We start from the raw sequence: 22090 nt of genomic DNA, 5'->3' as shown, positions 1-22090 counted from the left end.
CTTTGTGTGTGGCCGATATCGAAGCCACCCTCTCGCAGGACGTCCGCGCCCACGGCCTGGTCCGCTCCCGCTACCGCGGGTTGGCGAAAGCCCACGTCCGGCCCGTGATCACCGCGCTGGCCTGCAACGTCGCCCGCATCACCGAATGGATGAACGCAAGGCTTTGTGGGCGTAGTTCGCCCCGCTGTTGCCGGTCCGGCGACAGCCGGGGGGGTCAACCTGTGTCTCCGCGGACGGGCGCCTGGAGCCCGGTCAGGTCCCATACCCGCACTGTCTTGTCGTGGCCGCCGGTGACGACGACGGGCCGGCCGTCCACCAGGGTCGTCGCCGCTCCCCAGACCATGCCCTTGTGGCCTTCCAGGGGTTCGCCGATTTGCCGGCCGGTGATCGGGTCCCACATCCGCACGGTCCCGTCCCCACTGCCGACCAGGACGATGAGGCGGCTTCCCAGCACCGCTGTCGTTACCGCTCCCACCTCGGAGTGCGCTTCCAGGGGCTCGCCCGCGGGCCGACGTGTGGCCAGGCCCCATACTCGTACCGTCCCGTCGCAGTCGCCGGTGACGACGGCGGGACGACCACTGACCACGGCCGTCGCTGCGGCGCGTACCTCGTTTGTGTGGCCTGCCAAAGGTTCACCGGTCTGTTCCCGGTCGGTCAGGTCCCACACCCGTACCGTCCTGTCATTGCTGCCGGTGACGGCGACGGGACGGCCGTCCACCACGGCCGTCGCCACCGCCTCCACCCAGTCGGTGCGGCCTGTCAGGGGCTCACCGATCTGTTCACGGCCGACCAGGTCCCATACCCGTACCGCGCCATCGACATGACCGGTGACGGCAACGGGGCGCCTGTCCAACACAGTCGTCGCCACCGCGCACATGCGGCCGATGCTTTGATCCAGTGGCTCACCCACATGTCGGCCCGTGGCCAGGTCCCACATCTGTATGAGATTGCTCCCGCCGCCAGATATGACGACGGGCCGGCCGTCGACCACGGCTGTCGCCAGCGACCATACTTCGCCGTTGCGGATGAGGCCGTTGTGTCCGACCAGGGGTCCACCCACAGGTCGGCCATCGCCGAGGTCCCAGATACGGACCGTCTCGTCGTGGCTGCCGCTGACGGCGACGGGACGGCCGTCCACCACGGCCATCGCCAGCGACCAGATGCCGTGTTCGTGGCCGGTCAAGGTGGATCGGAGTCGGGAGGTCATATCAGCACGGCCCTTGAGTACCCGCCCTGTGTTCGAGGTGCCCACCGACGCTGCCGATTGTCGGGCCCTGGCGTCACGAGAGTGAGGCGAGGAGGCCGGTCCCTCCCGCCACCACTCCAGGCTGCCCGAGGGCGCGGAAGTCGGCCTCGACCGCTGCCAGGTCGAGGGCACCGGCGCGCACGGCGCGGTATCGGATGACCGACCACAGGAAGACATCGACGCTGTCGAACTGCGTCTCGGCCTCTATCACCTCCTCCTCGTGGAACCACACCGCGACCCGGCCATTGGTCAGCACTACGTAGTAATTTCCTCCTCCGTCGGCGCCGAGGGACCACACATCGTCATCGGAAAGCTCCGTCTCATAGTCGGAGTCGAGGATCCTGCAGTCGTTGGCCGCGAAGTCGAAGCCGTACGACCAGTCGTATATGTCAAGAAACCCTGCGGGCATGGTTCCCGATCGGACCCTGCGGTCGAAGCCGGCCAACGCCGTCGCGGCGTCGCGCGGAAGCTTGGCGAGGAACGGTTCGACCGGACGGGTCGACGCCGCGATGTCGACCCGCGGCCCGTCGGGGAACCAGCGCGCCAGGTCGGCGTCCAGATCCCGATCCACGTACCCGGCCAATTGATCAACGGTGAGAGGCATGCGGTGAGGCTAACCGCGGGAAAATGAGCACGGGCGCGCAGCTCACCAGTTAGGTATGCGATTGCGTGGTTTCACTGACATCTTCCGGGGATGCGTCCGCGTGAGGTCAGGGGTGTCTTCAATCAGCTCCGTAATCCACTACGCAAATTCGCAGCTGGAGGGTTCCGGGGGCTTTGTGCCGGTGAGGCAGTTTACGGTGCCGGTCATGTCTGCCGATCGGCAATCGACAGGCAAGGCCTGCCGGCCAGCGCTCGGACGCCGCCAGTGGGAGGACGATCGCGCGACGGGGTTGCCCTAGACGGGTGGACAGGGAACGTAGGGCAAAAAGACGCTGACTGAGTCTTCCCAGCTTCAGGCTGAAGCGCGGTGACGGAGGTTTCCGTGGGGCCTTCCTTCCCGGCCCGTCCGGTCCGGCCGCAGGGCGGGCCCGGACGGCGTGGTGCTCGTGGCCCATCGTAATCGATGAGGTCGTATCCGTAGGGGATGATGTCGGCGCCGCGGATCGACAACACCGGATGAGCGAATGTTTCCCGACCGGCCGGCGCATAGCGATTGGAGTAGACCGGAACCGGCTGCGGTACTGACGCCAAGTGTGCCCTCGCGCCGGCCACGGCGTCAGTCCGGCGGGCAGGGCGAGTACCCCAACCCGGATGCCAGAAGTCCGCCTCCGCCACCGCGAGCAGTACGTCCTCAACCGGCCTGTCGAGCCAGGATCGGAGCAGGGCGGCGCTGCCATGGCGCCAGTCGGGCCACCCCCTCCCGTGGGCAGCCCCACCGCGAGGAAAGCTCGGTGGTCGTCGGCGAAAGCGAACCCGAACCGCGCTTCGATTCCAGCGAATTCCTGCTCTGTCAGCCCTGGACTGAGCTCGGTGCGCCCGAGCCGGGCCAGTAGGCGTGCGGCCTCGGAGCCGAGTCTTACCCCAAACTTATTGACCATTTGCGCAGGTTACAGACCCATGATGTGCAGCCAAGGTTTCAGTGCAACTACGTAATGCACTACGCAAGTTCACTGCTAAGGGTTCCGGGGCGTTTTCTTCGCCGGTGGGGCCGTTTACTGTGCCGGTCATGTCTGACGATCGGCGATCGGCGGACCAAAGCTGAAGCCGCCGTGGTGGACGAGTCGTCGACTGAGTAGAGCTCCCACCCCCTCGACGCGGCCGGCTTCTTCCAGCAGGCCACGGGGTCTTCCGGCCAGCCGTCCCAGTGACTGTGCGGGGGCCGGCCCCGCCCCTGTCGGGGTACCAACAAACAGCAGCTGTATCGGAAGGCACCGCTGAACCTCATGAGTAGACCCAAAGGGCTCCAGGCGAACGTCCTGGGCACTTTCGACAGCATCGTCATGGCCGTGGCGGGCAGTGCCCCCGCGTACTCGCTCGCGGCGACCACAGCCGTGCTCGTCGGCACGGTCGGCTTCGCCGCCCCTGCCGCGCTGCTCTACTGCGCGATACCCATGTTCGGCATCGCCTGGGCGTTCAACTACCTGGGGCGGCTGGACATCAACGCCGGCGCCAGCTACTCCTGGGTGGCCCGCGCCCTCCACCCCTGCCTGGGCTTCCTCAGCGGCTGGGCGCTGGTGGTCTCGGCCACGATCTTCATGGTCGCGGGCTCACTGCCGGCGGGCAGCATGACGCTGTCCCTGTTCGCCCCGGACCTGGCCGAGAACACCGCACTGGCGACCGCGGTCGGCGCGGCCTGGTTCCTGGTGATGCTCGTCGTCGTGCTCATGGGGGCCCGACTGACGGTCCACGCCCAGATGATCATGTCCGGCATCGAACTGCTCATCCTGCTCGGCTTCGCCATGGCGGCCTTGTCTCACGACTACGCGGTCGAGCACTTCTCCTGGTCCTGGCTGGGCTTCAGCCATTTCGACGGCCTACAAAGTTTCGCGGCAGGCGCGTTGATCGCGGCGTTCTACTACTGGGGCTGGGACGTCACCAGCAACCTCAGCGAGGAGACCCGCAACAGCCGCAAGACGTCGGGGCTGGCCGGCCTCATCGGCCTCGCCGTCGTCTTCGTCCTGTTCGAGGTTTTCACGATCTCGGTGAACATGCTGCTCACCGCCGACGACATCGAGGTCAACAGCGCCAACGTCCTGGCCGTGCTCGGCGAGCGCATCTGGCCCGGGTGGGGCGGCAAGCTGTTGATCGTCGCCGTCATGCTGTCCACCATCGCCACCCTGGAGACCACCCTGATCCAGGTGACCCGTTCTCTTTTCGCGATGGGCCGCGACCGCACCATGCCGGCCGCGCTCGGCACCTCCCACAGCCGCTACCACACGCCCTGGGTCGCGCTCGTGGCCGTCGGTGCGGTCGCCCTCACTCTCTTCGTGGCCTCCAACTCGCTCGGTTCGGTCGGCGACATCCTGGACAGCGCGGTCGCCGCCATCGGACTCCAGATCGCCGTCTACTACGGACTGGCCGGACTCGCGGTCGTGGTCGCCTACCGCAAGGTGCTGCTGAAGACCTGGGCGAACTTCTTGTTCGGCGGACTGTGGCCGCTGACCGGGGCGCTCTTCATGTTCTGGATCCTCTTCGAGTCGTTGGGCGAACTCGACCCCACCGCCATCGGGATCGGCCTCGGCGCTCTCGCCCTGGGCCTGATTCCGATGGTCTGGTACCGGCGCAGCACCTACTACCGACCGCACAGGCTCGACGCCGCGAGGTCCGAACAAGTCGCACGAGAGTACGAACGGTTGGAGCCTGTGTCTGCCTCGTCCGCCGGCGACACCGTAGCCACGGACTTCTGAGGGGGCACAGCCATGACTCCGGGAAGCAAGACGTTCACTCCCGAATTCGATGTGACGCTCGGCGACCAGGGCCTCGCAAGGGCGCGCGAGGACATCACCATCGGTCGTTGGCAGGGGCTTCCCGGGCTACTCCACGCCACCGGGTACGACTGGGACCGCCGCACCCACCGGATCCGCCTGCTCGCCCACGCCGCGGCCGGCACCACCGTCGCCGAGGAATGGCACACCGCCCAACCGCGCAACCCGGACGCGCTCGTGCTGCGCGCGGCCACAGAGGTCATGCGCTGCTTCAACCTCGCGGTGGCCGCCGGGAACGCCGGCGACGTCGAACAGGACCGACGGGACACGGCCGTACGGACCTGTCTCCGGGCGGCCGACGCGTACCCGCACGACCCTGTGCCCTGGGTGTCGCTCCTCACCATCGCCCGGCTCTACCCGGGCGGCCACCCCCACATCAACCGCTGGTGGCAGGAGCTGCAATTCCGCCACCAGGACAACCGGGAAGCGCACAACCAGATGCTGCGCCACCTCTCCGCGCGCTGGCACGGCTCGCACGGAACCATGTACGACTTCGCCCGGGACGTGGCGAGCAACACTCCGGCCGGCTCGCCACTCGCCGTACTCCTGCAGGTCGCACGGGCCGAGGAATACCGCTACCGCCTCGATCACGAGGGAGACATGGCACTCTTCCTACGCCAGCACTGGAGCAGCGACTTGGCGATCGCCGAGACCCTTCGCACCTGGAATTCATGGATTGTCAACTGGGACGGCGTCGACCGGGCGCAGGACATCGCCGACCTCAACCACCTGCTGCACGCGGCATGCGAAGGCGGCCTCCACTCCGAAGCGGCGCACCTCTTCGAGCTGGTCGAAGGCCGGGCCACCCCGGCGCCTTGGTCCCTCTTCGGCGACCCCGCGGCCGTCATCACCAAGTGGCACCGCACTGTCTTACGTCGAACCCGCGCGGGGAGAGGGGCTCAGGCCTGATGATCAGGCGAGAGGAGCTGCCTGGAGTGGCAGCTGTGAGCGATCCCGGGAGCCCCGCCCCTGCGAGGCGGCAGAGCGGGGCTCCCGGACATTGAACGCGTGCACGTTGATGAGGCCATACGGCTGATGGCCCGTGGGCGTTACGAGGGTGTTCGACGCACTGATCCTCGGCGCACAGCGTACGAACGTCCTCCGACACGAGGGACGACTCCCGGGCTGCGTACGGGCGGGGGACGACTGTGTCTTCAGGTCAGCGGGGACAGGGCGGCGACCTCCTCGCCGAAGCCGACCACCAGCCGCCCGCCCGCCGCCATCGCCAGCGCCATGACGGGCTCGGGGAACACGAGCCTTGGTCCGATCTGCCGGCGGGTAGTCAGGTCCCACATCCTCACTGTGTTGTCGTGATCGCCGGTGACGGCGACCGGGCGGCCCTCCACCACCCCCATCGCGACTGCACCTATCCCGTCGGTGGGGCCGTGCAGGACGTGCCGGAGCCGGGCATCCAGTTCGGTCCCGGTGGCCCAGTCCACCCTCCACCGCGCCTCGGGCTCACCCTCCACCGGCACGGCCGCGATGCGGGCCGCCAGCCGCCGGTCCCCGTAGCGGGCCGCGTCCAACGCCAGCAACTGCCGCCGCACCCCCGCGCCAGCACCGCTGTGCAGATGTGCGGACGCCCGGTACACCGCCACGGCCAACCGCCCGCAGGCCCCGACGCCTCACCCGCCAGCCCCAGCACCTCACCTGGGTCGGCATTCACCAAAAACCCCGGATCCGCCAAGCGCCCGTCCACACCGGTAGCCCAGCCCCGGCATCGTCAACACGCAGATCATCAGACATAACCCGCATGGAACCACCGTCCACGGACATGCCACGCCCACCCGATACCGCCACCACGAGATTGCGTGGCCAACTACGTAAAGTCACTGACGAGACCCGAGCAGCCCAAGCGGACAAGCCCCGCCGCAGCCCCCAGGGGTAGTGCCGCGACGGCAGGGAGCGGGTCAACCACAGGGCGAAGTACGTGGGCGCCGTCGCGTCGGGTCTTCAACTCTCCAACGACGAACCGGCCCCCGGGCGGCCAGACAACTGTCCATCTGCGAAGCCTGACCGCCCGCCGCCTCGACCTGGTCAACGACCGCACTCGGAAGACCAACCGGCTGCGGACCGCGCGGGCACGACTCGTCGTACGGCGGACAACCAGCCCGTTCTGGCGGAAGGCTGGGCGGTTGTGGGGGTTTCCCCAATGCTGTGTTGAGCGCCAGTGCGAATACTTGACGCCGTTCGCAGGAACGAGTGTGCGGAACCGAATCTCCCACGGTGCCGCTGGTTCAGGCAGTTCAAACCGTCCGGATCGTTCCGCCTCTTCCACCCCCCTCCCGACCCGGAGCAAACGTGAAGCTCAGACGCATGACGGTGGCCGCGGCACTCGGTGCCACCGTGCTCACCACGGTGCCGACGTTCATCGCCCCGTACACGGCCTACGCCTCCTGTGTAGAGAACAACTCCTCGTGCGGCAACGACGATCAACCGCCGCCCGGCGATGAGATCCCGTTCCCCAGTGTCCCCGGGGACCCCAGTGTCCCCGGGGACCCCGGTGATCCCGGCGACAACGGTGGCCAGGGGCCGGTGACCGGCATTCTGCCCACGGTCGTGACCGATGGGGTCAATGTCAGCGAGGCACCGGAACCGGCGCCGGCGGACGTCGTCGCCACCCTGCCCACAGTCGTGGTCGACGGACTGGCAACGAGCCCCCAGGCCCCGGCAGACCCCGCGATGCCCGAATACAGCTGGGGCTCCGACTCGGGCGGAGGAGGCGGAGAGGAACGCGCGGTCGTGCACAGCGAGGGCCAGACGTGGGAGGAGCGCGGGAACTGCTACCGCAACAACAGCAACATCACACAGAAGCACACCGAGAGCATCAGCTACAACGTGTCGTATCAGACCAGTGCGAACATCACGGCCAAAGCGACAGACGTGCTCTCCGCCACCCTCGGAAGCCAGCTCAACACCACCATTGTCAAGAACTACGGCCTCGACATCTCCCTCGAGCCGGGTCAGACCTGGGCGCTGTACATCGAGTACCAGACCAAGGTCTACGCGATCACGACGCTCGACTGGCTCAGCCGCACGTACAAGACCGAGTTCGTGAACGTCACGGCGCCGACGGGTGTCCTGACCGGGCGCGCCTGCTGAGACCGGCTCCCTCCTGATGACCCTCCACCCCTCCGCGTCGGTGGCACAACGGATCACCCCCGTCGTGCCACCGCTCGACGCCGAGGTGGTCCCCGCGGCGGCCCGCGCTACGGCGCTGGCCGCCCTGGCCACCCTCGCCGAGACCGCGCGGCGGCACCTCGGCGACCCCGACCTGTTCCACCGTCCCCGTTTCCGCATGAAGATGCACCACCGCCACCTCGCCCAGGTGGAGGAGGGGCAGGTGACCGCGCTGATCGCCGAGGCCGCCGAGGGCCGCGCCGCGGCGGGCCTGTTGGCCGTCCACTCGGTGCGTGCGGAACGCGCCGAACGGCCCGACCGCCGCCCCTGCTTCACCCCTGACGCGCTCGCCGAACTGCACCGGCTCCTCGTCGCCGCGGACCCCAACATCCCCGGCACCGGGGGCTTTCGGCGTGCCACCTCCAGGGTGACCTGGTCGGACGGACGGTGTTTCGTCATGGCCGTGAGGCCGGGCAAGGAACTGCGCGACCACGTCCGGCGCTGGTACGAGTGGGGCACCCGGACCACCTCGCCGCCTCTGGACGCGGCGGCGCTCAGCATGGTGCGGCTGCTGACGATCCATCCGTTCCCCGACGCCAACGGCCGCACCGCGCGCCTGCTCGCCGAGTGCGACCTGGTGGGCGCCGGCCTCATGCCGGGACTCCTGCTCGACATCGAGGGCTGGATCGACCACCACCGTGACGAACACGACGAGGCGGTGGTCGCCGCGGCGGAGGGACAGTGGGAGGTATGGGGTGAGCTGTTCGCACGCACCGTCGCCGACACGGCCCACCACCGGACCGCGACCATCACGGCCTACGGCGCCCTCATCGACGAAGCCATCGAGCGCGTCGACCGCGAGCCGGCCATGACAGCCGTCCTGACCTGCCTGCGCTCCAGCCCGGCGGTGTCCGAGGCCTGGCTGCGCGACCGCATCCCCCACGACCCGGGCCCGCCTCTCGCGCACCTGCTGGCGGCGGGTGTCCTCGCCCCCCACCCGCGCCTCCCGGGAGCCCTGGTGCACCCCGAGTCGCTGGCGATCCTGGACACGCCCTACGGAACCCTCCCCCGGGCGCTGTGAACGGACGTCCGGCGTCATCACTGATCGTGCCGTGCGGAAATCGAGGTGCCGGAGCCGGATGCCCGTCCCTACCCTCAACCCCATGCGCCACGAATCCTCCCTGCTCAACGTCATCGATGTGGAAGCCACTTGCTGGGACGGACAGCCGCCGCCCGGCTCCGTGAACGAGATCATCGAGATCGGTCTCACCGTCGTGGACGTGTCGGCACGGCGCCGCGTGTCCCGGCACCGCGTCCTGGTCCGCCCTGTCCGGTCGGCGGTGAGCGACTTCTGCACCGAACTGACCGGGCTGACGCAGGCCGAGGTGGAACGGGGCGTCACCTTCGCCGAGGCATGCCGGATCCTCGTCGAGGAATACGGCGCCGGGGAGCGCCCCTGGGTGAGTTGGGGCGAGTACGACCGTCGGCAATTCGCTCGCCAGAGTCAGGCCGACGGAGTGGCCTACCCGTTCGGCTATCCGACGGAACGCACCCACACCAACGCCAAGGCCGTATTCGCCGCGGCGTACGGGCTGCGGAAGAAGCCCGGCATGGACCACGCTCTGCAGATCGCCGGACTGCCGCTCGAGGGACGCCATCACCGCGGCGAGGACGACGCGTGGAACATCGCGGCCCTGGTCCTCGATCTACTGGACCGCGGCGCATGGCCAGTCACGGCCCCAGCCCTCTAGCCTTCAACGGAAACGACACAGGCACAGCCACAGCTGTCAGAGCGAGGCCGGAGCCGCCTGCCCCACCCCCCGGCGCTTACGACGCCATGCGTACAGCGCGAGTGCGACGAGCGTCATGGCGTACGGGATCGTCGATACCAGCTGGGGCGGCACGTCGAGCGTGCCGAGCTGTACGGCCAGGGCCTCCGCCGCGCCGAAGCCGAGGGCGGCGAGGAAGACGCCCCAGGGGCGCAGGCCGCCGAGGAAGACCGCCGCGAGGGCGATGAAGCCGCGGCCGGCCGTCATGTCCCGTACGAAGAAGGACACATAGCCCATGCTGAGGAAGACCCCGGCGAGTCCGGCGAGGGCGCCGCTGAGGGCGAGACCGGCGTACTGGACGCGTCGTACCGGGATGCCGACCGACGCGGCGGCGTCCGGCATCTCCCCGACCGCGCGCAGGTGGAAGCCGAAGGTCGTGCGGTAGAAGAGCCAGGCGACGAACGGGGCGGTCAGGAAGGCCAGCCAGGTGATCAGGTTCTGGCCGCTGAGCACGTCCCCGAGTACCGGGATGCTCTCGATGCCGGGCAGGGGGACGGTCGGCAGGGTGCCGCTGTCGAGGCCGGAGGTGCCGCCCTTGTCGTCCAGGAGGGTGTAGACGGCGTAGGCGGTGGCACCGGAGGCGAGGAGGTTGAGGCCGATGCCCGCGATGATCGCGTCGGCTCCCAATTCCAGGCGCAGCGCTGCCAGCAGCAGGCCGAGGAGGGTGGCCACGGCGATGCCGCTCAGGGCTCCCAGGGCCACGGATCCGCTGTAGCCGGCGACGAGCGCGCCCGTGCAGGCGGCGGCCAGCATCTGGCCCTCGAGGGCGATGTTGCTGATGCCGGCGCGTTCGGCGACCAGTCCGCCGAAGGCGGCGAGCAGGTACGGCGTGGCGACCCGCAGGGCGGCTGCCAGGAAGGCACTGCTGAAGACGACGTCGAATACGGAACTCATCGGGCGCCCACCTGCTTCTGTGCCGCCTGCTTGCGGGCGATCCGGCGTTTGAGCAGGTCCGGCAGGGCCTGTGCGGTGACCAGGAGCACGATGACCGCCTGGATGACGACGACGATCTCGGTGCCGACGTCGGTCTGTTGTTCCATGATGTCTCCCCCGGCGCGCAGGTAGGAGTAGAAGAGGCCGGCGATCACGACGACCAGCGGGTTGTTCCTGGCCAGCAGGGCCACCACGATCCCCTCGAAGGCGAGGCTTCCGGCCATGCCGGGTTCGAGGCGGCCGTAGACGCCCTGGACGAGATGGGCTCCGGCGAGGCCCGCGACAGCGCCGCCGATGACGAAGCTCCACTCGATGGCGCGGGGCACCCGGATGCCGCCGTACTCGGCGAAGTCGGAGTTGGCGCCGGTCATCCGGATGCGGTAGCCGAGCGGGGTGCGGGTGATGAGCAGCCACAGCGCGACGGCGGTGAGCAGCATCAGGACGAAGCCGACGTTGGACCGGCCGAGCGGGATGCCGAACCAGTCGGTGAGCGGGGTGAGCACGGAGTCCTGCTGGACCCGCTCGGAGTGCACGGCGCTGCTGCCGGGCTCCTTCAGCGGGCCGTTGACCAGGTAGTCGTAGACGCGGACGACGATGGCGTTGAGCATGAGGGTCGCCACGATCTCGTTGGCGCCGAGGCGCGCCTTCATGGATCCGGGAACGAAGCCCATGCCCGCTCCTGCCGCGGCCGCGGCGACGAGCGGGACGACGACGGCGGCGACCGGCGGCAGCGGGAGGAAGATCGCGACGGCGGCGGCCGCCAAGGCTCCGGCGTACAGCTGGCTTTCGGCGCCCAGGCTGATCTGGCGGGCGCGGAAGGGGATGGCGACCGACAGGCCGAGCAGGGTGAGTGTGGTGGCGTCCTCCAGCCAGCGGCCGACCCGGAAGGAGCGTTCCAGCGGCCCGGTGAGCAGGGCCTCGTACGCCGCGACCGGATCCTTGCCGGTGGCGAGGATGACGAGGAAGCCGACGGCGAGGGCGGCCAGGACGGTGGCCAGGGTCATGCTGAGGTCGACGGCCAGGCCGCGGCGCCGGGTGGCCCGGTACTCCCGGCGGTCCTCGGTCTCGATGAGGGTGCTGGTCATGGGGTGGGCTCCTCACCGGCGGCGAGACCTGCCGTCAGGTGCTTGTCGTCGTGGTGTTCGACACCGAGCATGTAGAGGCCGACGTGCTTCTCGGTCAGGCCGCCTGTGTCGTCGAACCGGCCGACGAGCAGGCCGTCCTTGAGGACCAGCAACCGGTCCGAGAGCGCGAGCAGTTCGGTCAGGTCGGCGGAGATCAGCAGGACGGCGGCTCCGTTGTCCCGGGCGGCGACGAGACGCTCGTACATGAAGCGCATGGCGCCGATGTCGACCCCGCGGGTGACCTGGGAGGCGATCAACAGCCGTGGTCCGGCGGAGAGTTCGCGGGCGACGATCACCTTCTGCATGTTGCCGCCGGACAGCGCGCGCATGGGGACGGACGGGTCAGGGGTGCGGATCGCGTACTGGCCGATGAGCCGCTCGGCGTGGGCGCGCACGGCCTTGGGACGCAGGACGCCACGGCGGGCGAGTGGGGGGCGGTCGTGGCGGTCGACGACGAGGTTGTCGGCGATCGACTCGTCCAGTGCGGCGCCGTTGTGCAACCGGTCCTCGGGGACGTAGCCGACGCCCGCCCTGCGGTGTCCGGCGACGTCGAGTCCGGCGGTGTCGGTGCCGCCGACGTGGATCGTGCCGGTGGTGGGGCGGCGCAACCCGGCGAGGATCTCGGCGAGTTCGCTCTGTCCGTTGCCCTCGATGCCGGCCACGCCGACGATCTCCCCGGCCGCCACGTCGAAGGAGAGGCGGTGCAGCGACTGGCCCGTGGGCGCCTCGTATCCCAGCCTCCGTACGCGGAGGGTGACTTCGCCCCGGCGGGCGGGGACCCGGTCGACGTCCAGGGAGAGGTCGCGGCCGACCATCATGGCGGCGAGCGAGCGCTCGGTGGCGTCGGCGGTGGGGACGGTGCCCACCAGGGAGCCGGCGCGCATCACGCTCACCTGGTCGCTGATCTCCCGTACCTCGCGCAGCTTGTGCGAGATGAACAGCACCGTCATCCCGCCGTCGCGCAGCCGTCGTACGGCGGCGAAGAGGTCCTCGGTCTCCTGTGGGGTGAGTACGGCGGTCGGCTCGTCCAGGATCAGCACCTTCGCCCGGCGGTGCAGGGCCTTGAGGATCTCGGTGCGCTGGCGCATTCCGACGGACACCTCGTCGATGCGCGCCTTGGGGTCGACGGCGAGTCCGGCCTCCTCGGCGAGGTGGGCGGTGGTCTCGACCGCCGCCCTCGCGTCGACCAGGCCGCGGCGGCCGGGTTCGACGCCGAGGACGACGTTCTGGGCGACGGTGAAGGAGGGCACCAGCATGAGGTTCTGGTGCACCATGCCCACGCCGAGCGCGATCGCGGCGGCCGGGCCGCGCAGGGTGCGCGGCCGTCCGCCGATCAGGATCTCGCCGGACGAGGGCTGCTCCAGGCCGTAGAACATCTTCATCAGCGTGGACTTGCCCGCACCGTTCTCACCGACCACCGCCCGGATCTCACCGGGTGGGACCGTCAGGTCCACGCCGCGGACCGCGCGCACCCCGTTGCCGTAGGTCTTCGTCACCGCTCGGGCGGCGACGGCCGGACCTGCGGCGTGCCATGACTCGTTCATTCGTCGGGACCGTTTCGGTTCGGGCGGCTAGAGGGCGCTGGGGACCTTGACGGAGCCGGACTTCACCTGGTCGGCGGCCGCCTCCAGCTCGGTACGGATCTTCTCCGGCACCAGCTCCTTGAAGTGGTCGTCGTTCACGTATCCGACGGCGTCCTCGGCGAGGCCGACGGTCTCGACGGCGCCGTACTTCAGGGAGCCCTTCTGGTCGTCCTGCGCCGCCTTGTACAGGGCGTTGCCGACGTTCTTGAGGATCGACGTGACGACGGTGTTCTTCTGCGCCGGGTCGGTGAGGGTCTGGTACTGATCGGAGTCGACTCCGAAGGCGTAGCGCTTCGCCGCGGCCGCGGACTCGAAGGTGCCGAGCCCGGAGAGCCCGGCGACCGGCCACACCAGCGCGGCGCCCTGGCCGTACATGGCGTTGGAGATCTCCTTGCCCTTGGCCGGGTCACCGAAGGGCTTGTCGCCGCCGACGTACTGCACGAGGACGTTTGAGTCCTTGCCGCCGGCCGCCGTGAATCCGGACCTGAACCCGACGACGAAGTCCTCGATGAGGGGGATCTTCACACCACCCATGACGCCGGCCTTCTTCAGGGATTCGGCTCCCTTCAGAGATTTCGCGGCGATGAGCTTCTCGGCGAGGAATCCGGCGAGATATCCGCCCTCGTTCTGCTTGAAGGTCACGGAGTACACGTTCTCGCACTTGTTGGAGCAGGTGCCGTTCTTGCCGCTGTAGTCGACAGGCGCGTCGAAGACCCAGAACTTCTTGTCCGGGTACTGCGGGGCGAGATCGCCGATGTAGTCGGTGACGTCGAAGGTGCCGGCGGCGAGGATGTCGTAGTCGTCGGCCGCGGCCGCGTCCTCGAAACCGGGCTCCCACTTGGTGCGGTCCGAGCCCAGTTCCACCACCTTGAGCTCGTAGCCGAGGTCCTTCGCAGCGCGCTTGAGACCCTCGTGGGCGGAGTCGAAGAACGACTTGTCGCCCAGCCCGCCGTTGATCACCAATTTGACGCGGGGCTTGCCGGAGGCTCCCGTCGAGCCGGAATCCCCGTCCGACCCACCGCATGCGACGAGTACCAGCATTCCCGCCACCAGCGCCGCGGCGGCGCTCTTTCCATTCCTCATCTGCCTTCTCCTGATCATGTGTCGTGTGTGGGCCGGTTCGGGTGAGTGATTGCGTTGAACACTAAGAAGTGCAAAACGTTTTGGCTACGATGTCCGGTTTCCGTTTGATTTCTGAAGCAAGAAATTCAGTCGGCGAGCAGGGCGTCGGCCGCGATGCGCACGGCCCGTGCGAAACACGTCTCCCGTTCGGCGGCGGTGAGCTGCTCACCGGTGCGGAGGTGGTCGGTCGCGGTCAGCACGGCGAGTGCCTCCCCGCCCTCGGCGGCGGCGACGGCGTAGAGCCCCGCGGCCTCCATCTCGACGGCGAGGGTGCCCCTGCGTTCCAGCGTGTCGAAGACGGCGGGCCTGTCCAGGTAGAAGTGGTCGGTGCTGAACACCGGTCCGATGCGCACGGCTCCCCCGCCGTCCGGCTGCTGCTGTTCCGCGGCCCGAACGGCGGCGCCCAGCAGCCGATGGGACGGGGCCAGGGAGAGGGTGACGCCGCTGTCCGGCAGCCGGCCGACCTGCGAGTCGGTGTGCGCGGCGGAGGCGATCACCACGTCCCGCAGCGCCACCGCCGCCGGGATCGCTCCCGCCGTACCGACCCGGGCGATCCTGCGCACCCCGTAGTGGCGCAGCAGTTCGGTCGCGTAGATCGACACCGACGGGATGCCCATGCCGGAGGCGAGGACCGACATGGGCTCGCCCCGGTGGGTGCCGGTGTAGCCGAGGATCCCGCGCACCTCGGTGACGAGCCGGGCGCCCTCCAGGAACGTCTCGGCGATCCGGCGCGCACGGCGCGGGTCACCCGGCATCAGCACGAGGGGGGCGAAGTCGCCGGGCGCGGCGGCGATATGCGGTGTGCCGTGGACATGCGGTGTTCCGTGTGCGGGCATCACAGCTCCGCTCCGGCCAGCCAGCGCACCAGCCGGTCCCACAGCTCGGCGTAGCCCTCCCATTCCAGGAACGGCGGCGGGGCCCAGTGGGGTGCGACATCGGAGGTGAACGCCGCCGACCGACCCGCGCCGTGCTCGCCGACGACGAGCAACGGATGCCCGGCGCACTCGGCCAGCAAGGACGCCTCCGGCCGTACGGTGACCTCGTTGAGTCCGAGCAGCGAGGGCCAGAGCCGCTCCAGCCCTCGTACGACAGCGTGATCGGCCACCACTTCGGCCACCGCCCCGGCCGGGAGCTCCACCCGGTCGTCCCGGTCGACCATCACCACCGGCAGCGCCTCGGCCAGTGGTGTACGCCCCCAGCGGGCGCGGGCGTCGATGCCGCTGAAGGTCAGATAGCCGCCGATCATCAGCACCCCGCCGCCCTGCTCCACGAAGGCCCGGACCAGCTCGGAACGGTCGGGGCAGGGGATGGACTGGCCGAAGGTCTGCGGCGGCAACTGGAAGCTGTTGGCGCCGACGTCGCTGATGACCACGACGTCGTACGCGTCGAAGCCGTCCGCGGAGTCCGGGACCCGGGTGGCTATCTCGTGCGCGGGGACGTACGTCACCTCGTGCCCGCGCGAGCGCAGTGCCTCGAGGAAGACGTCGCCGCCCTCGGTGTACTCCGCGGTGTGGAAGGCGTCGAAGCCTTTCTGATGGACCGTGTACGTGAACCAGGACTCGCCGACGACGAGGACTCTGGGCATGGTGAAATCGCCTTTCGAAAGGGGGATTTGGGCACAGGGGTGGTGCGACACCGCGTCCTGCGGGACAGGCGGGAGGGATCAGCGGGCGGCGGGCGCCGTGCTGCCGCGCACCTTGAGGGTGACGGGGAGGGTGTGCCGGGAGGCGGGCGGGACCTCGCCGCGGGAGACGTACTGGAGGAGTTGCGCGGTGGCGGTGCGGCCCACGTCGTAGGCCGGCTGATGGACGGTGGTCAGGGGCGGGTTGATCTGGGAGGCGGCCCGGATGTCGTCGAAACCGACCACGGAGATGTCCCCGGGGACCGAGAGTCCGGCCTCGGTGAGGGCGGCGAGGGCGCCGAAGGCCATCAGGTCGTTGGCCGCGAAGACGGCCGTGCAGTCCAGGCCGCCTTCCTCGAGCAGTTTGGCGACCAGGCGGTAGCCGGAAGCCTCCTTGAAGTCGCCGACGCGTTCGACGACGTGACCACCAAAGGCCCGCACGAAGCCGGTGGCGCGTGCGACGCCGCTGCGCAGCCCGCGCGGACCGGTCAGCATCAGCACCCGGCGGTGGCCGAGCTCCCGCAGGTGCTCGCCGACCAGGCGCCCGCCCGCCTCGTGGTCGGCGGTGGCGATGAGGGCCCGTTCGAGGCCGTCGACCTCCTCGTCGGCGAGCGCGATGGGGAACTTGCCCATCAGGGACTCCAGCCGCCGGCGCGAGGGCGAGGATCCCGAGGCGTACACCATGCCGTCGACGAACCGGCTGCGGATCATGCCGAGGTAGCGGTCCTCGCGCTCGGCGTCGAACTCGGTGTTGCACAGGATCAGCCCGTACCCCAGGTCGTGGGCGGCGTCCTCGGCGCCCTTGGCGAGTTCGGCGAAGAAGGCGTTGCTGATGTCGGGGATGAGCAGGCCGATGACGGAGGTGGAGCCGGCCTGGAGGCTGCGGGCCAGCGAGGCCGGCACGTATCCGAGCCGGTTGACGACGCTGCGGACACGGGCGGCGGTCTGCTGGTTGACCGGCCGGTTGCCGCTGAGGACATGGGAGACGGTGGTGGGGCTGACCCCCGCGGCGGCGGCCACGTCCTTGATGGAGGCGGGCCTGCGCACCGCCGACCGATCATCGTCTCTCCGCTGCCCGTACGCCTCACGGGTCATAGTGCTGCACCACCCGTCCGTGGGAGGTGTCGAGGATCCGCGCCACCCGGGAATCGGCCTCGGCCAGCAGTGCGGGCTCGTCCACGGTCAGCAGGCGTCCGTCACGCATCAGCACCCGGCCGTCGACCACGACCGTGCGTACGTCGCTCGCGCGGGCGCTGTAGACGAGTGCGGCCCGCGGGTCGTGCAGGGGACGGCAGTGCGAGCCCGACAGATCTGTGAGCACGATGTCGCCGCGCATGCCCGGCTCCAGCGCCCCGATCCGGTCCTGCAGACCGAGGGCGCGAGCCCCGCCGCGCGTCGCCAGGCGCAGGGTGTCGGAGACCGTCATCCAGGTGGCGTCCCGCACCGCCTGCTTCTGGGTGAGGGCGACCAGCCGCAGTGCCTCCCATACGTCGAGCGTGTTGTGTCCGGCGGCCCCGTCCGTGCCGACCGCGACCGTGACGCCGGCGTCGAGCAGGTCCCGGACCGGGGTGAGCGGGGACAGCGCGTGCTTGAGGTACACCTTGGGACAGCAGGCCACGGCGGTCGTGCCGGCGTACTCGGCCAGCAGCGGCAGGTCCTGCTCGACGATGCCGCAGCCGTGCGCGATGAGGGCGCCCGCCTCCAGGACCCCGGTCTCGTGCAGCACCCGGATCGGCGTGGCGCCGCGCCGCGCGAGGCTGGACTCGGTCTGCTCCAGGTGTTCGGCGGCGTGGATGTGCAGACGTAGTCCGAGTCGCCGGGCGTGCCCGGACAGGGTCCGCAGATCCTCGTCGTCCACGGTGTACGGGGCGTGCGGCCCCAGCGAGACGGTGACTCGGCCCCCGGCCGTGCCGTGCCGGGTCTCCGCGAACCGCACGGTGGCTTCCAGGGCCTCCTGACCGTGGCTGCTGAAGTAGGTGGGCGCGATGTCGGCCCGCAGGCCCGTCTCGGAGACCGCCTCGGCGATCTGCTCGGGGAAGAAGTAGTGGTCGGCGAAGGTCGTGACTCCTGAGCGGATCATCTCCGCGCAGGCCAGCAGCGCCCCGGTCCGCACGTCGTCGGGGGTGAGGTTGGACTCCATCGGCCAGACCCGCTCGTTGAACCAGCCCTCGACCGTCACGTCCTCGGCGGCGCCCCGCATCAGCACCATCGGGCTGTGCGTGTGTGCGTTGACCAGGCCCGGGACCGCGAGCAGCCCCCGGCCGTCGATCACCTCGGCGGCGTCGTTCGGATGCGCGCCGCCGGTCGGCCGTACTTCCTGGATACGGCCGTCCGCCACGACGATGTCGTGCGCCCCGAGGATCTCGCACTCGCCCTCGGCCGGGATGCTCAGCACATCGCACCCGGTTACCACGAGGCCACCCGACACAGCGGCCGTTTTCTTGCTCATGGCACTCAAGCTAGGGATGCAAAACGTTTTGCACAACCCATCATTTTCCAGGCGGATCGGACAGGATCCTGGTCGATTCGCACGCCGTCGATCGGCCAGGCCGGGCACTCGTCAGAGGACGGCGGTGACGAGGCCGACCAGGAAGGCGGTCACGAAACTCAGCACCAGGACGGCGATGAGCCCGCCCAGCCCCGCGAACAGGTATCCCTCCGCGTTCTCGAGCCTGGCGTGCCGCGCGCAGGCGAACAGCCAGGCCGACAGCGTGAGGAACGGGACAAGCAGGAGCCCGGCGACGGTACCGAAATCCAGGACGGCGGAGCTCGACAGTTCGTACGCCCGTCCCCTCGCAGTCCGGACCTCCACGGCCGTACCGGACGGGTATTTCTCGGCGGCCGACTGCAGCAGGATCCCGCGGGCCGGCTCATCCGCTCCGCGCGAGGCGTACGAGCCCGTACAGTCCGTGCCGGACACGTTCCCGTCCACATCGTGGGAGTCATGGCACTCGGTGATCAACACGACACCGTCCACGGGCCCGAAGCCGAGCACCGCGGACAGCTGCGGTCCGGGCACCAGCCAGACCAGCCACCCGGCGAGGGCCAGGCTCACCACCCCTCCGACCGCGGCCGCGCCCCGCGCCAGCCACCGTGCGGCACCCCGCATGGTCAACCCTCCTGAGCTCACGTCGTACCGTCCTCGTACTGGCCGAGGCAGCGGAGGCCGCCTTGCCAGGGGCGGAAGCATCCTTTACGGGGGGCCTCACCCGACCCGCCCGCCGCCACCTCGGTGACCTCGACGGCGGAAAGAGCCGGCACCTCGGCAGAGCGGCGGACGATCAGCAGCGGCGCCCCGACCAGCACGGCTTTTTGACCTACCGTCAACCTCTCGACTCTCATCGCCGTGGCGTCAGGTGATTCGCCCAAAGGCTGGGCGACGGTGGCTGGATCGGCGTCAGTGGAGACCAGTGGCGCTGATGACCGGCTCCCGGCAGACGCCGTGCACCCGCAGGCTGCCGCCCGGCTGGTAGCTGCGGCGGGCCGCCCCGACCAGGGCCGGGTCGGGGGTCGCTGCCGCCAACAGGCCTTTCACTCCCCCAGCCACCAGTCGTCGACGGCATCCGGATGCGGGGGCAGCGCGCCGTTGCCCTCCGGGGCTCCGAAGGCCGGATTGACGCCCAGGGCAACGTCCCCGCCGCCGCGCAGCACCACACGAGACGGTGCTCCGATGTATTCGTTCTCCACGCAATAGCGGGTCTCGGCATAGGCACCCTCCATCGCGTTCTTGAGGGTGAGCAGGTCCAGTACCTCGGGCCCCCCTTGAACTCCCTTCACCAGCCCGCGCACAAGGGTCTCGGTGAAGGGATCATCGCTGAACCCGAAACTCAACCGTCCGGCCAGCACGGACACGCCGGGGGCCGTCGTGGCCAACGCCGACGCGGCTACGTCCGGGTAGCCGCACTCAAGGATGACGACGAGGCGGGCCGCCTGACTGGCACTCATGATGTCGGCGACCGCTTCCAGGCTGACACCGGTGTCTTCCAGACGGTACGGGTCGGTGCCCCCGACGCCGAGGAACAGACGTTCCTCGTGGTAGAAGCCCTTCCCGGCGAACTGGAACAGCAGCACGTCTGATGCCGCTTCTGCAGCGTGCCGGACGGCACCGAGGACATCGGCTGGGCGCTCCGGGTCCAGGAGCAGGGTGGTGTTTTCCCGGCGGAACGCGCCACCACCGGATCCCTCACTGGTGAGCGCCTCCGTCGCCAAGCGGCGGGTCACGTCCGCCGCCTCAGAAGAGCCCAGGCCGAAGCTGGAGCCGACCAGTACCGCGCGGGAACGCTCACGGGCGGGCAGGAGAGCAGGACGCAGCTGATCCGAAGGGGCTGTCATACGGGCTCCTCGCAGGTGCGGGTCGGCCTCGACCGACGCAATGACGTGCTCGACGAGTGCAACGCCGTGGTCGGTGGTTCGCGGTGCCGTAGGAACGAGATCACGTAAGGGCGTCTTCCATGGCCGGGATGAGGAGTCGGAGCAGGTCCTGACCGATTTCGTTCTGCGCGAACTGCGGGTAGTCGCCGTCGCGGGAAGGGACGACGTCAACGAGGAAGTGCCGGGCACCCACCGTGAAAGCGAACATCATGGGTTCGTCGTCAGCGGACCGGACTCCGAACGACTCTCCTTTTGCCATGTTTTGGGGGATCAACTGCACGCCCGGTGCCCCCAGGCGGTTCCGGTAGTCCTCTCGACTGACTTCCTGGACGCTCGCATAGGAGGTCGGGTTGCCCCACGTGCACCCCCATGGGCGCTTGCCGTCGACGGGGTCGGGACGCGTGCCCACGAAGGCTTCGTACTCGCCATAGCGACCGAAGATCCCCGGTAGCTCTTCCGTGTCCATCAGCGAACACGCGCTCGCCTGCTGAGTGGACACGGCCTTCGACGAACCCTCCTGACTCGCAGAGCCACCGGGTCCGGCCGTCGAGCAGCCCGCTACGGCGAGAGCTCCTACGAGGAGGGGCACAGTCCAACGATGCCTCCTCCGCCCTGACTCTGTAGGTGCTTCACGCATCCCAGCCCTCCAAAAAGAAGCGGCAGCTCTCCGTGTCGGCGCCCACGTTCTGCTGTCGTCACCATGTCGATCCGCCCGTTTCGCTTGCCTGATGCTCAAGGCGCCGCCCGCTCCACGACATGGCGCTACGGGGCGCCCGCGCCCCGAGGTCAGTGATCCGGTCGGCGAGTTCGGTCGCGTCCGACAGCACGTCGTGGACGGTGGTGCGGGGGCCGCCCGCTCCTTGGCCGACAGCGGACGCAGAGGTGTCAGCTCCCAGGGCAACAGGCCCTGAGCGACCTGCCAGGTACGCGCGCCGGCGGCGAGGATTCTTCCGCACCACGCGACGTCGGCCGCGCTGGTCGCCGCGACCGGGTCGCGCCCTCGCAACCGGCCCAGCATGATGGCCCCTTCCAGGGCCTTGGCCACCGACATCTGCCTCCTCGCCTTCCGGATCCGCGACCGCGTCCTGCGCCCCGCTCGTGGCCGAAGCCAAGGGGACCATGCCCGAAGCCGCGCCGCTCCGGATCCGCCGATCGTCGGCGCCTCACCGTCCGACCAGGGACTCCCGGATTCCCGGACCGGGCCGGAGCGGGGATCCGCTGTCCGGCGTCCGACCCGGGCCGACCCGCGTGCCGCCGGCTTCGGCGGGAGACGGCGGCCCGGCCCTGCGCGTACGTTCTCCCGCATCCAGGCGCTGCCGAGGCACCCTCACGTGCCCGCCGGCTGGGAGGCATCCGGCCGCACCAGGGAGATACCAGGAGGGCAGCGCATGAACCCAGGTCGACAGGTGGAGTTCCAAGCATCGTGCGGGCACTTGACAGCGGCTCCGGCAGGCCGTGCCAGGCGGGACGTCCGCTGTCCCCCGGAATCCGAGCTGGTCACGATCACACCGCTGTGGCTCTTCCCCATCGTCGTCGGCCTGTACGGGCCGATCGACGTGGCCGCTCCTGTCCGTCCGTCGCCGGCGGGCTGCCGAAGTCCGCCCGGTCGGGGGAGGTTCTAGGTGTATTGATCACGAGCGTTGTTAACGCTGGGCGGGCTTGATCATGGCGAAGGCCCCCGTGTGTGGTGGAGGTGTCGAATCTTCACCGCAC

21 protein-coding genes are annotated in these 22090 nt (G+C 69.5%); 5 read left to right on the top strand and 16 right to left on the bottom strand.

Going from position 1 to position 22090, the window contains the following annotated elements; translation table 11 throughout:
* Positions 1-214: 214 nt before the first annotated feature.
* The gene (locus ACIBAG_RS37730) at positions 215-1183 is read right to left on the bottom strand and encodes a WD40 repeat domain-containing protein (protein WP_399111659.1); all 969 of its coding nucleotides are present in this window, start codon (positions 1181-1183) and stop codon (positions 215-217) included.
* Positions 1184-1280: 97 nt separating this feature from the next.
* Positions 1281-1850: a hypothetical protein gene (locus ACIBAG_RS37725; protein ID WP_399111657.1), complete on the bottom strand. Its 570-nt coding sequence runs from the start codon at positions 1848-1850 to the stop codon at positions 1281-1283.
* Positions 1851-3132: 1282 nt separating this feature from the next.
* Between ACIBAG_RS37725 and ACIBAG_RS37720 the strand changes: the two genes are divergently transcribed.
* Positions 3133-4596 (top strand): APC family permease, encoded by a 1464-nt coding sequence (locus tag ACIBAG_RS37720; RefSeq protein ID WP_399111655.1) that lies wholly within the window; start codon positions 3133-3135, stop codon positions 4594-4596.
* Between the two features lie 12 nt (positions 4597-4608).
* Positions 4609-5583: a hypothetical protein gene (locus tag ACIBAG_RS37715; protein ID WP_399111653.1), complete on the top strand. Its 975-nt coding sequence runs from the start codon at positions 4609-4611 to the stop codon at positions 5581-5583.
* Positions 5584-5828: 245 nt separating this feature from the next.
* Here the strand turns inward: ACIBAG_RS37715 and ACIBAG_RS37710 are convergent, their stop codons facing one another.
* Complete coding sequence (locus ACIBAG_RS37710) at positions 5829-6272, bottom strand: hypothetical protein (protein WP_399111651.1); 444 nt, start codon at positions 6270-6272, stop codon at positions 5829-5831.
* A gap of 703 nt (positions 6273-6975) precedes the next feature.
* Here ACIBAG_RS37710 and ACIBAG_RS37705 point away from each other — a divergent pair.
* From ACIBAG_RS37705 to ACIBAG_RS37695, 3 genes are all read left to right on the top strand, one after another.
* Positions 6976-7776, top strand: a complete 801-nt coding sequence (locus ACIBAG_RS37705) for a DUF6426 family protein (RefSeq protein ID WP_399111649.1) — start codon at positions 6976-6978, stop codon at positions 7774-7776.
* Positions 7777-7792: 16 nt separating this feature from the next.
* Complete coding sequence (locus ACIBAG_RS37700) at positions 7793-8875, top strand: Fic family protein (RefSeq protein ID WP_399111647.1); 1083 nt, start codon at positions 7793-7795, stop codon at positions 8873-8875.
* An 82-nt stretch (positions 8876-8957) separates the two neighbouring features.
* The gene (locus ACIBAG_RS37695; protein ID WP_399111646.1) at positions 8958-9545 is read left to right on the top strand and encodes an exonuclease domain-containing protein; all 588 of its coding nucleotides are present in this window, start codon (positions 8958-8960) and stop codon (positions 9543-9545) included.
* Positions 9546-9581: 36 nt separating this feature from the next.
* On the opposite strand, the gene ACIBAG_RS37690 is transcribed toward ACIBAG_RS37695, so the two are convergent.
* The 13 genes from ACIBAG_RS37690 to ACIBAG_RS37630 all read right to left on the bottom strand — a co-directional run bounded on the left by ACIBAG_RS37690 (position 9582) and on the right by ACIBAG_RS37630 (position 20876).
* Positions 9582-10517 carry an ABC transporter permease gene (locus ACIBAG_RS37690; protein ID WP_399111644.1) on the bottom strand — a complete coding sequence of 312 codons (936 nt, stop codon included), beginning with the start codon at positions 10515-10517 and terminating at the stop codon, positions 9582-9584.
* A complete protein-coding gene (locus ACIBAG_RS37685; protein WP_399111642.1) occupies positions 10514-11641 on the bottom strand; it encodes an ABC transporter permease in 1128 nt (375 codons plus the stop codon). Before ACIBAG_RS37685 ends, ACIBAG_RS37690 begins: the two co-directional genes overlap by 4 nt.
* The gene (locus ACIBAG_RS37680) at positions 11638-13224 is read right to left on the bottom strand and encodes an ABC transporter ATP-binding protein (RefSeq protein ID WP_399111640.1); all 1587 of its coding nucleotides are present in this window, start codon (positions 13222-13224) and stop codon (positions 11638-11640) included. Before ACIBAG_RS37680 ends, ACIBAG_RS37685 begins: the two co-directional genes overlap by 4 nt.
* Positions 13225-13251: 27 nt before the next feature.
* On the bottom strand, positions 13252-14346 hold the full coding sequence (locus ACIBAG_RS37675) for a BMP family protein (RefSeq protein WP_399111638.1): 1095 nt from the start codon (positions 14344-14346) through the stop codon (positions 13252-13254).
* Between the two features lie 125 nt (positions 14347-14471).
* On the bottom strand, positions 14472-15221 hold the full coding sequence (gene deoD, locus ACIBAG_RS37670) for a purine-nucleoside phosphorylase (protein WP_399111637.1): 750 nt from the start codon (positions 15219-15221) through the stop codon (positions 14472-14474).
* On the bottom strand, positions 15221-15970 hold the full coding sequence (locus tag ACIBAG_RS37665) for a glutamine amidotransferase (protein WP_399111635.1): 750 nt from the start codon (positions 15968-15970) through the stop codon (positions 15221-15223). Before ACIBAG_RS37665 ends, deoD begins: the two co-directional genes overlap by 1 nt.
* A 78-nt stretch (positions 15971-16048) precedes the next feature.
* Positions 16049-17101: a LacI family DNA-binding transcriptional regulator gene (locus tag ACIBAG_RS37660; protein WP_399111633.1), complete on the bottom strand. Its 1053-nt coding sequence runs from the start codon at positions 17099-17101 to the stop codon at positions 16049-16051.
* Positions 17091-18455, bottom strand: a complete 1365-nt coding sequence (locus ACIBAG_RS37655) for an amidohydrolase (protein WP_399111631.1) — start codon at positions 18453-18455, stop codon at positions 17091-17093. Before ACIBAG_RS37655 ends, ACIBAG_RS37660 begins: the two co-directional genes overlap by 11 nt.
* Positions 18456-18566: 111 nt before the next feature.
* A complete protein-coding gene (locus tag ACIBAG_RS37650; RefSeq protein ID WP_399111629.1) occupies positions 18567-19115 on the bottom strand; it encodes a hypothetical protein in 549 nt (182 codons plus the stop codon).
* A 17-nt stretch (positions 19116-19132) separates the two neighbouring features.
* Positions 19133-19333 (bottom strand): hypothetical protein, encoded by a 201-nt coding sequence (locus ACIBAG_RS37645; protein WP_399111627.1) that lies wholly within the window; start codon positions 19331-19333, stop codon positions 19133-19135.
* A gap of 70 nt (positions 19334-19403) precedes the next feature.
* On the bottom strand, positions 19404-19529 hold the full coding sequence (locus tag ACIBAG_RS37640) for a hypothetical protein (RefSeq protein WP_399111625.1): 126 nt from the start codon (positions 19527-19529) through the stop codon (positions 19404-19406).
* Positions 19530-19537: 8 nt separating this feature from the next.
* Entirely contained in the window at positions 19538-20338 is an 801-nt protein-coding gene (locus ACIBAG_RS37635) for a hypothetical protein (RefSeq protein WP_399111623.1), read from the bottom strand.
* Between the two features lie 100 nt (positions 20339-20438).
* On the bottom strand, positions 20439-20876 hold the full coding sequence (locus ACIBAG_RS37630) for a hypothetical protein (RefSeq protein WP_399111621.1): 438 nt from the start codon (positions 20874-20876) through the stop codon (positions 20439-20441).
* Positions 20877-22090 lie beyond the last annotated feature (1214 nt).

Source organism: Streptomyces sp. NPDC051243, assembly GCF_044455405.1.
GTDB lineage: Bacteria > Actinomycetota > Actinomycetes > Streptomycetales > Streptomycetaceae > Streptomyces.
Note: the sequence above shows the minus strand (reverse complement) of the source record. Positions and strands in the feature narration are given on the sequence as shown.

Coding starts and splice junctions, on each gene's coding strand:
- ACIBAG_RS37685 (WP_399111642.1), bottom strand. CDS start 11,641: ATGACCAGCACCCTCATCGAGACCGAGGACCGCCGGGAGTACCGGGCC.
- ACIBAG_RS37660 (WP_399111633.1), bottom strand. CDS start 17,101: ATGACCCGTGAGGCGTACGGGCAGCGGAGAGACGATGATCGGTCGGCG.
- ACIBAG_RS37720 (WP_399111655.1), top strand. CDS start 3,133: ATGAGTAGACCCAAAGGGCTCCAGGCGAACGTCCTGGGCACTTTCGAC.
- ACIBAG_RS37635 (WP_399111623.1), bottom strand. CDS start 20,338: ATGACAGCCCCTTCGGATCAGCTGCGTCCTGCTCTCCTGCCCGCCCGT.
- deoD (WP_399111637.1), bottom strand. CDS start 15,221: ATGCCCGCACACGGAACACCGCATGTCCACGGCACACCGCATATCGCC.
- ACIBAG_RS37690 (WP_399111644.1), bottom strand. CDS start 10,517: ATGAGTTCCGTATTCGACGTCGTCTTCAGCAGTGCCTTCCTGGCAGCC.
- ACIBAG_RS37665 (WP_399111635.1), bottom strand. CDS start 15,970: ATGCCCAGAGTCCTCGTCGTCGGCGAGTCCTGGTTCACGTACACGGTC.
- ACIBAG_RS37695 (WP_399111646.1), top strand. CDS start 8,958: ATGCGCCACGAATCCTCCCTGCTCAACGTCATCGATGTGGAAGCCACT.
- ACIBAG_RS37680 (WP_399111640.1), bottom strand. CDS start 13,224: ATGAACGAGTCATGGCACGCCGCAGGTCCGGCCGTCGCCGCCCGAGCG.
- ACIBAG_RS37725 (WP_399111657.1), bottom strand. CDS start 1,850: ATGCCTCTCACCGTTGATCAATTGGCCGGGTACGTGGATCGGGATCTG.
- ACIBAG_RS37715 (WP_399111653.1), top strand. CDS start 4,609: ATGACTCCGGGAAGCAAGACGTTCACTCCCGAATTCGATGTGACGCTC.
- ACIBAG_RS37700 (WP_399111647.1), top strand. CDS start 7,793: ATGACCCTCCACCCCTCCGCGTCGGTGGCACAACGGATCACCCCCGTC.
- ACIBAG_RS37650 (WP_399111629.1), bottom strand. CDS start 19,115: ATGCGGGGTGCCGCACGGTGGCTGGCGCGGGGCGCGGCCGCGGTCGGA.
- ACIBAG_RS37655 (WP_399111631.1), bottom strand. CDS start 18,455: ATGAGCAAGAAAACGGCCGCTGTGTCGGGTGGCCTCGTGGTAACCGGG.
- ACIBAG_RS37675 (WP_399111638.1), bottom strand. CDS start 14,346: ATGAGGAATGGAAAGAGCGCCGCCGCGGCGCTGGTGGCGGGAATGCTG.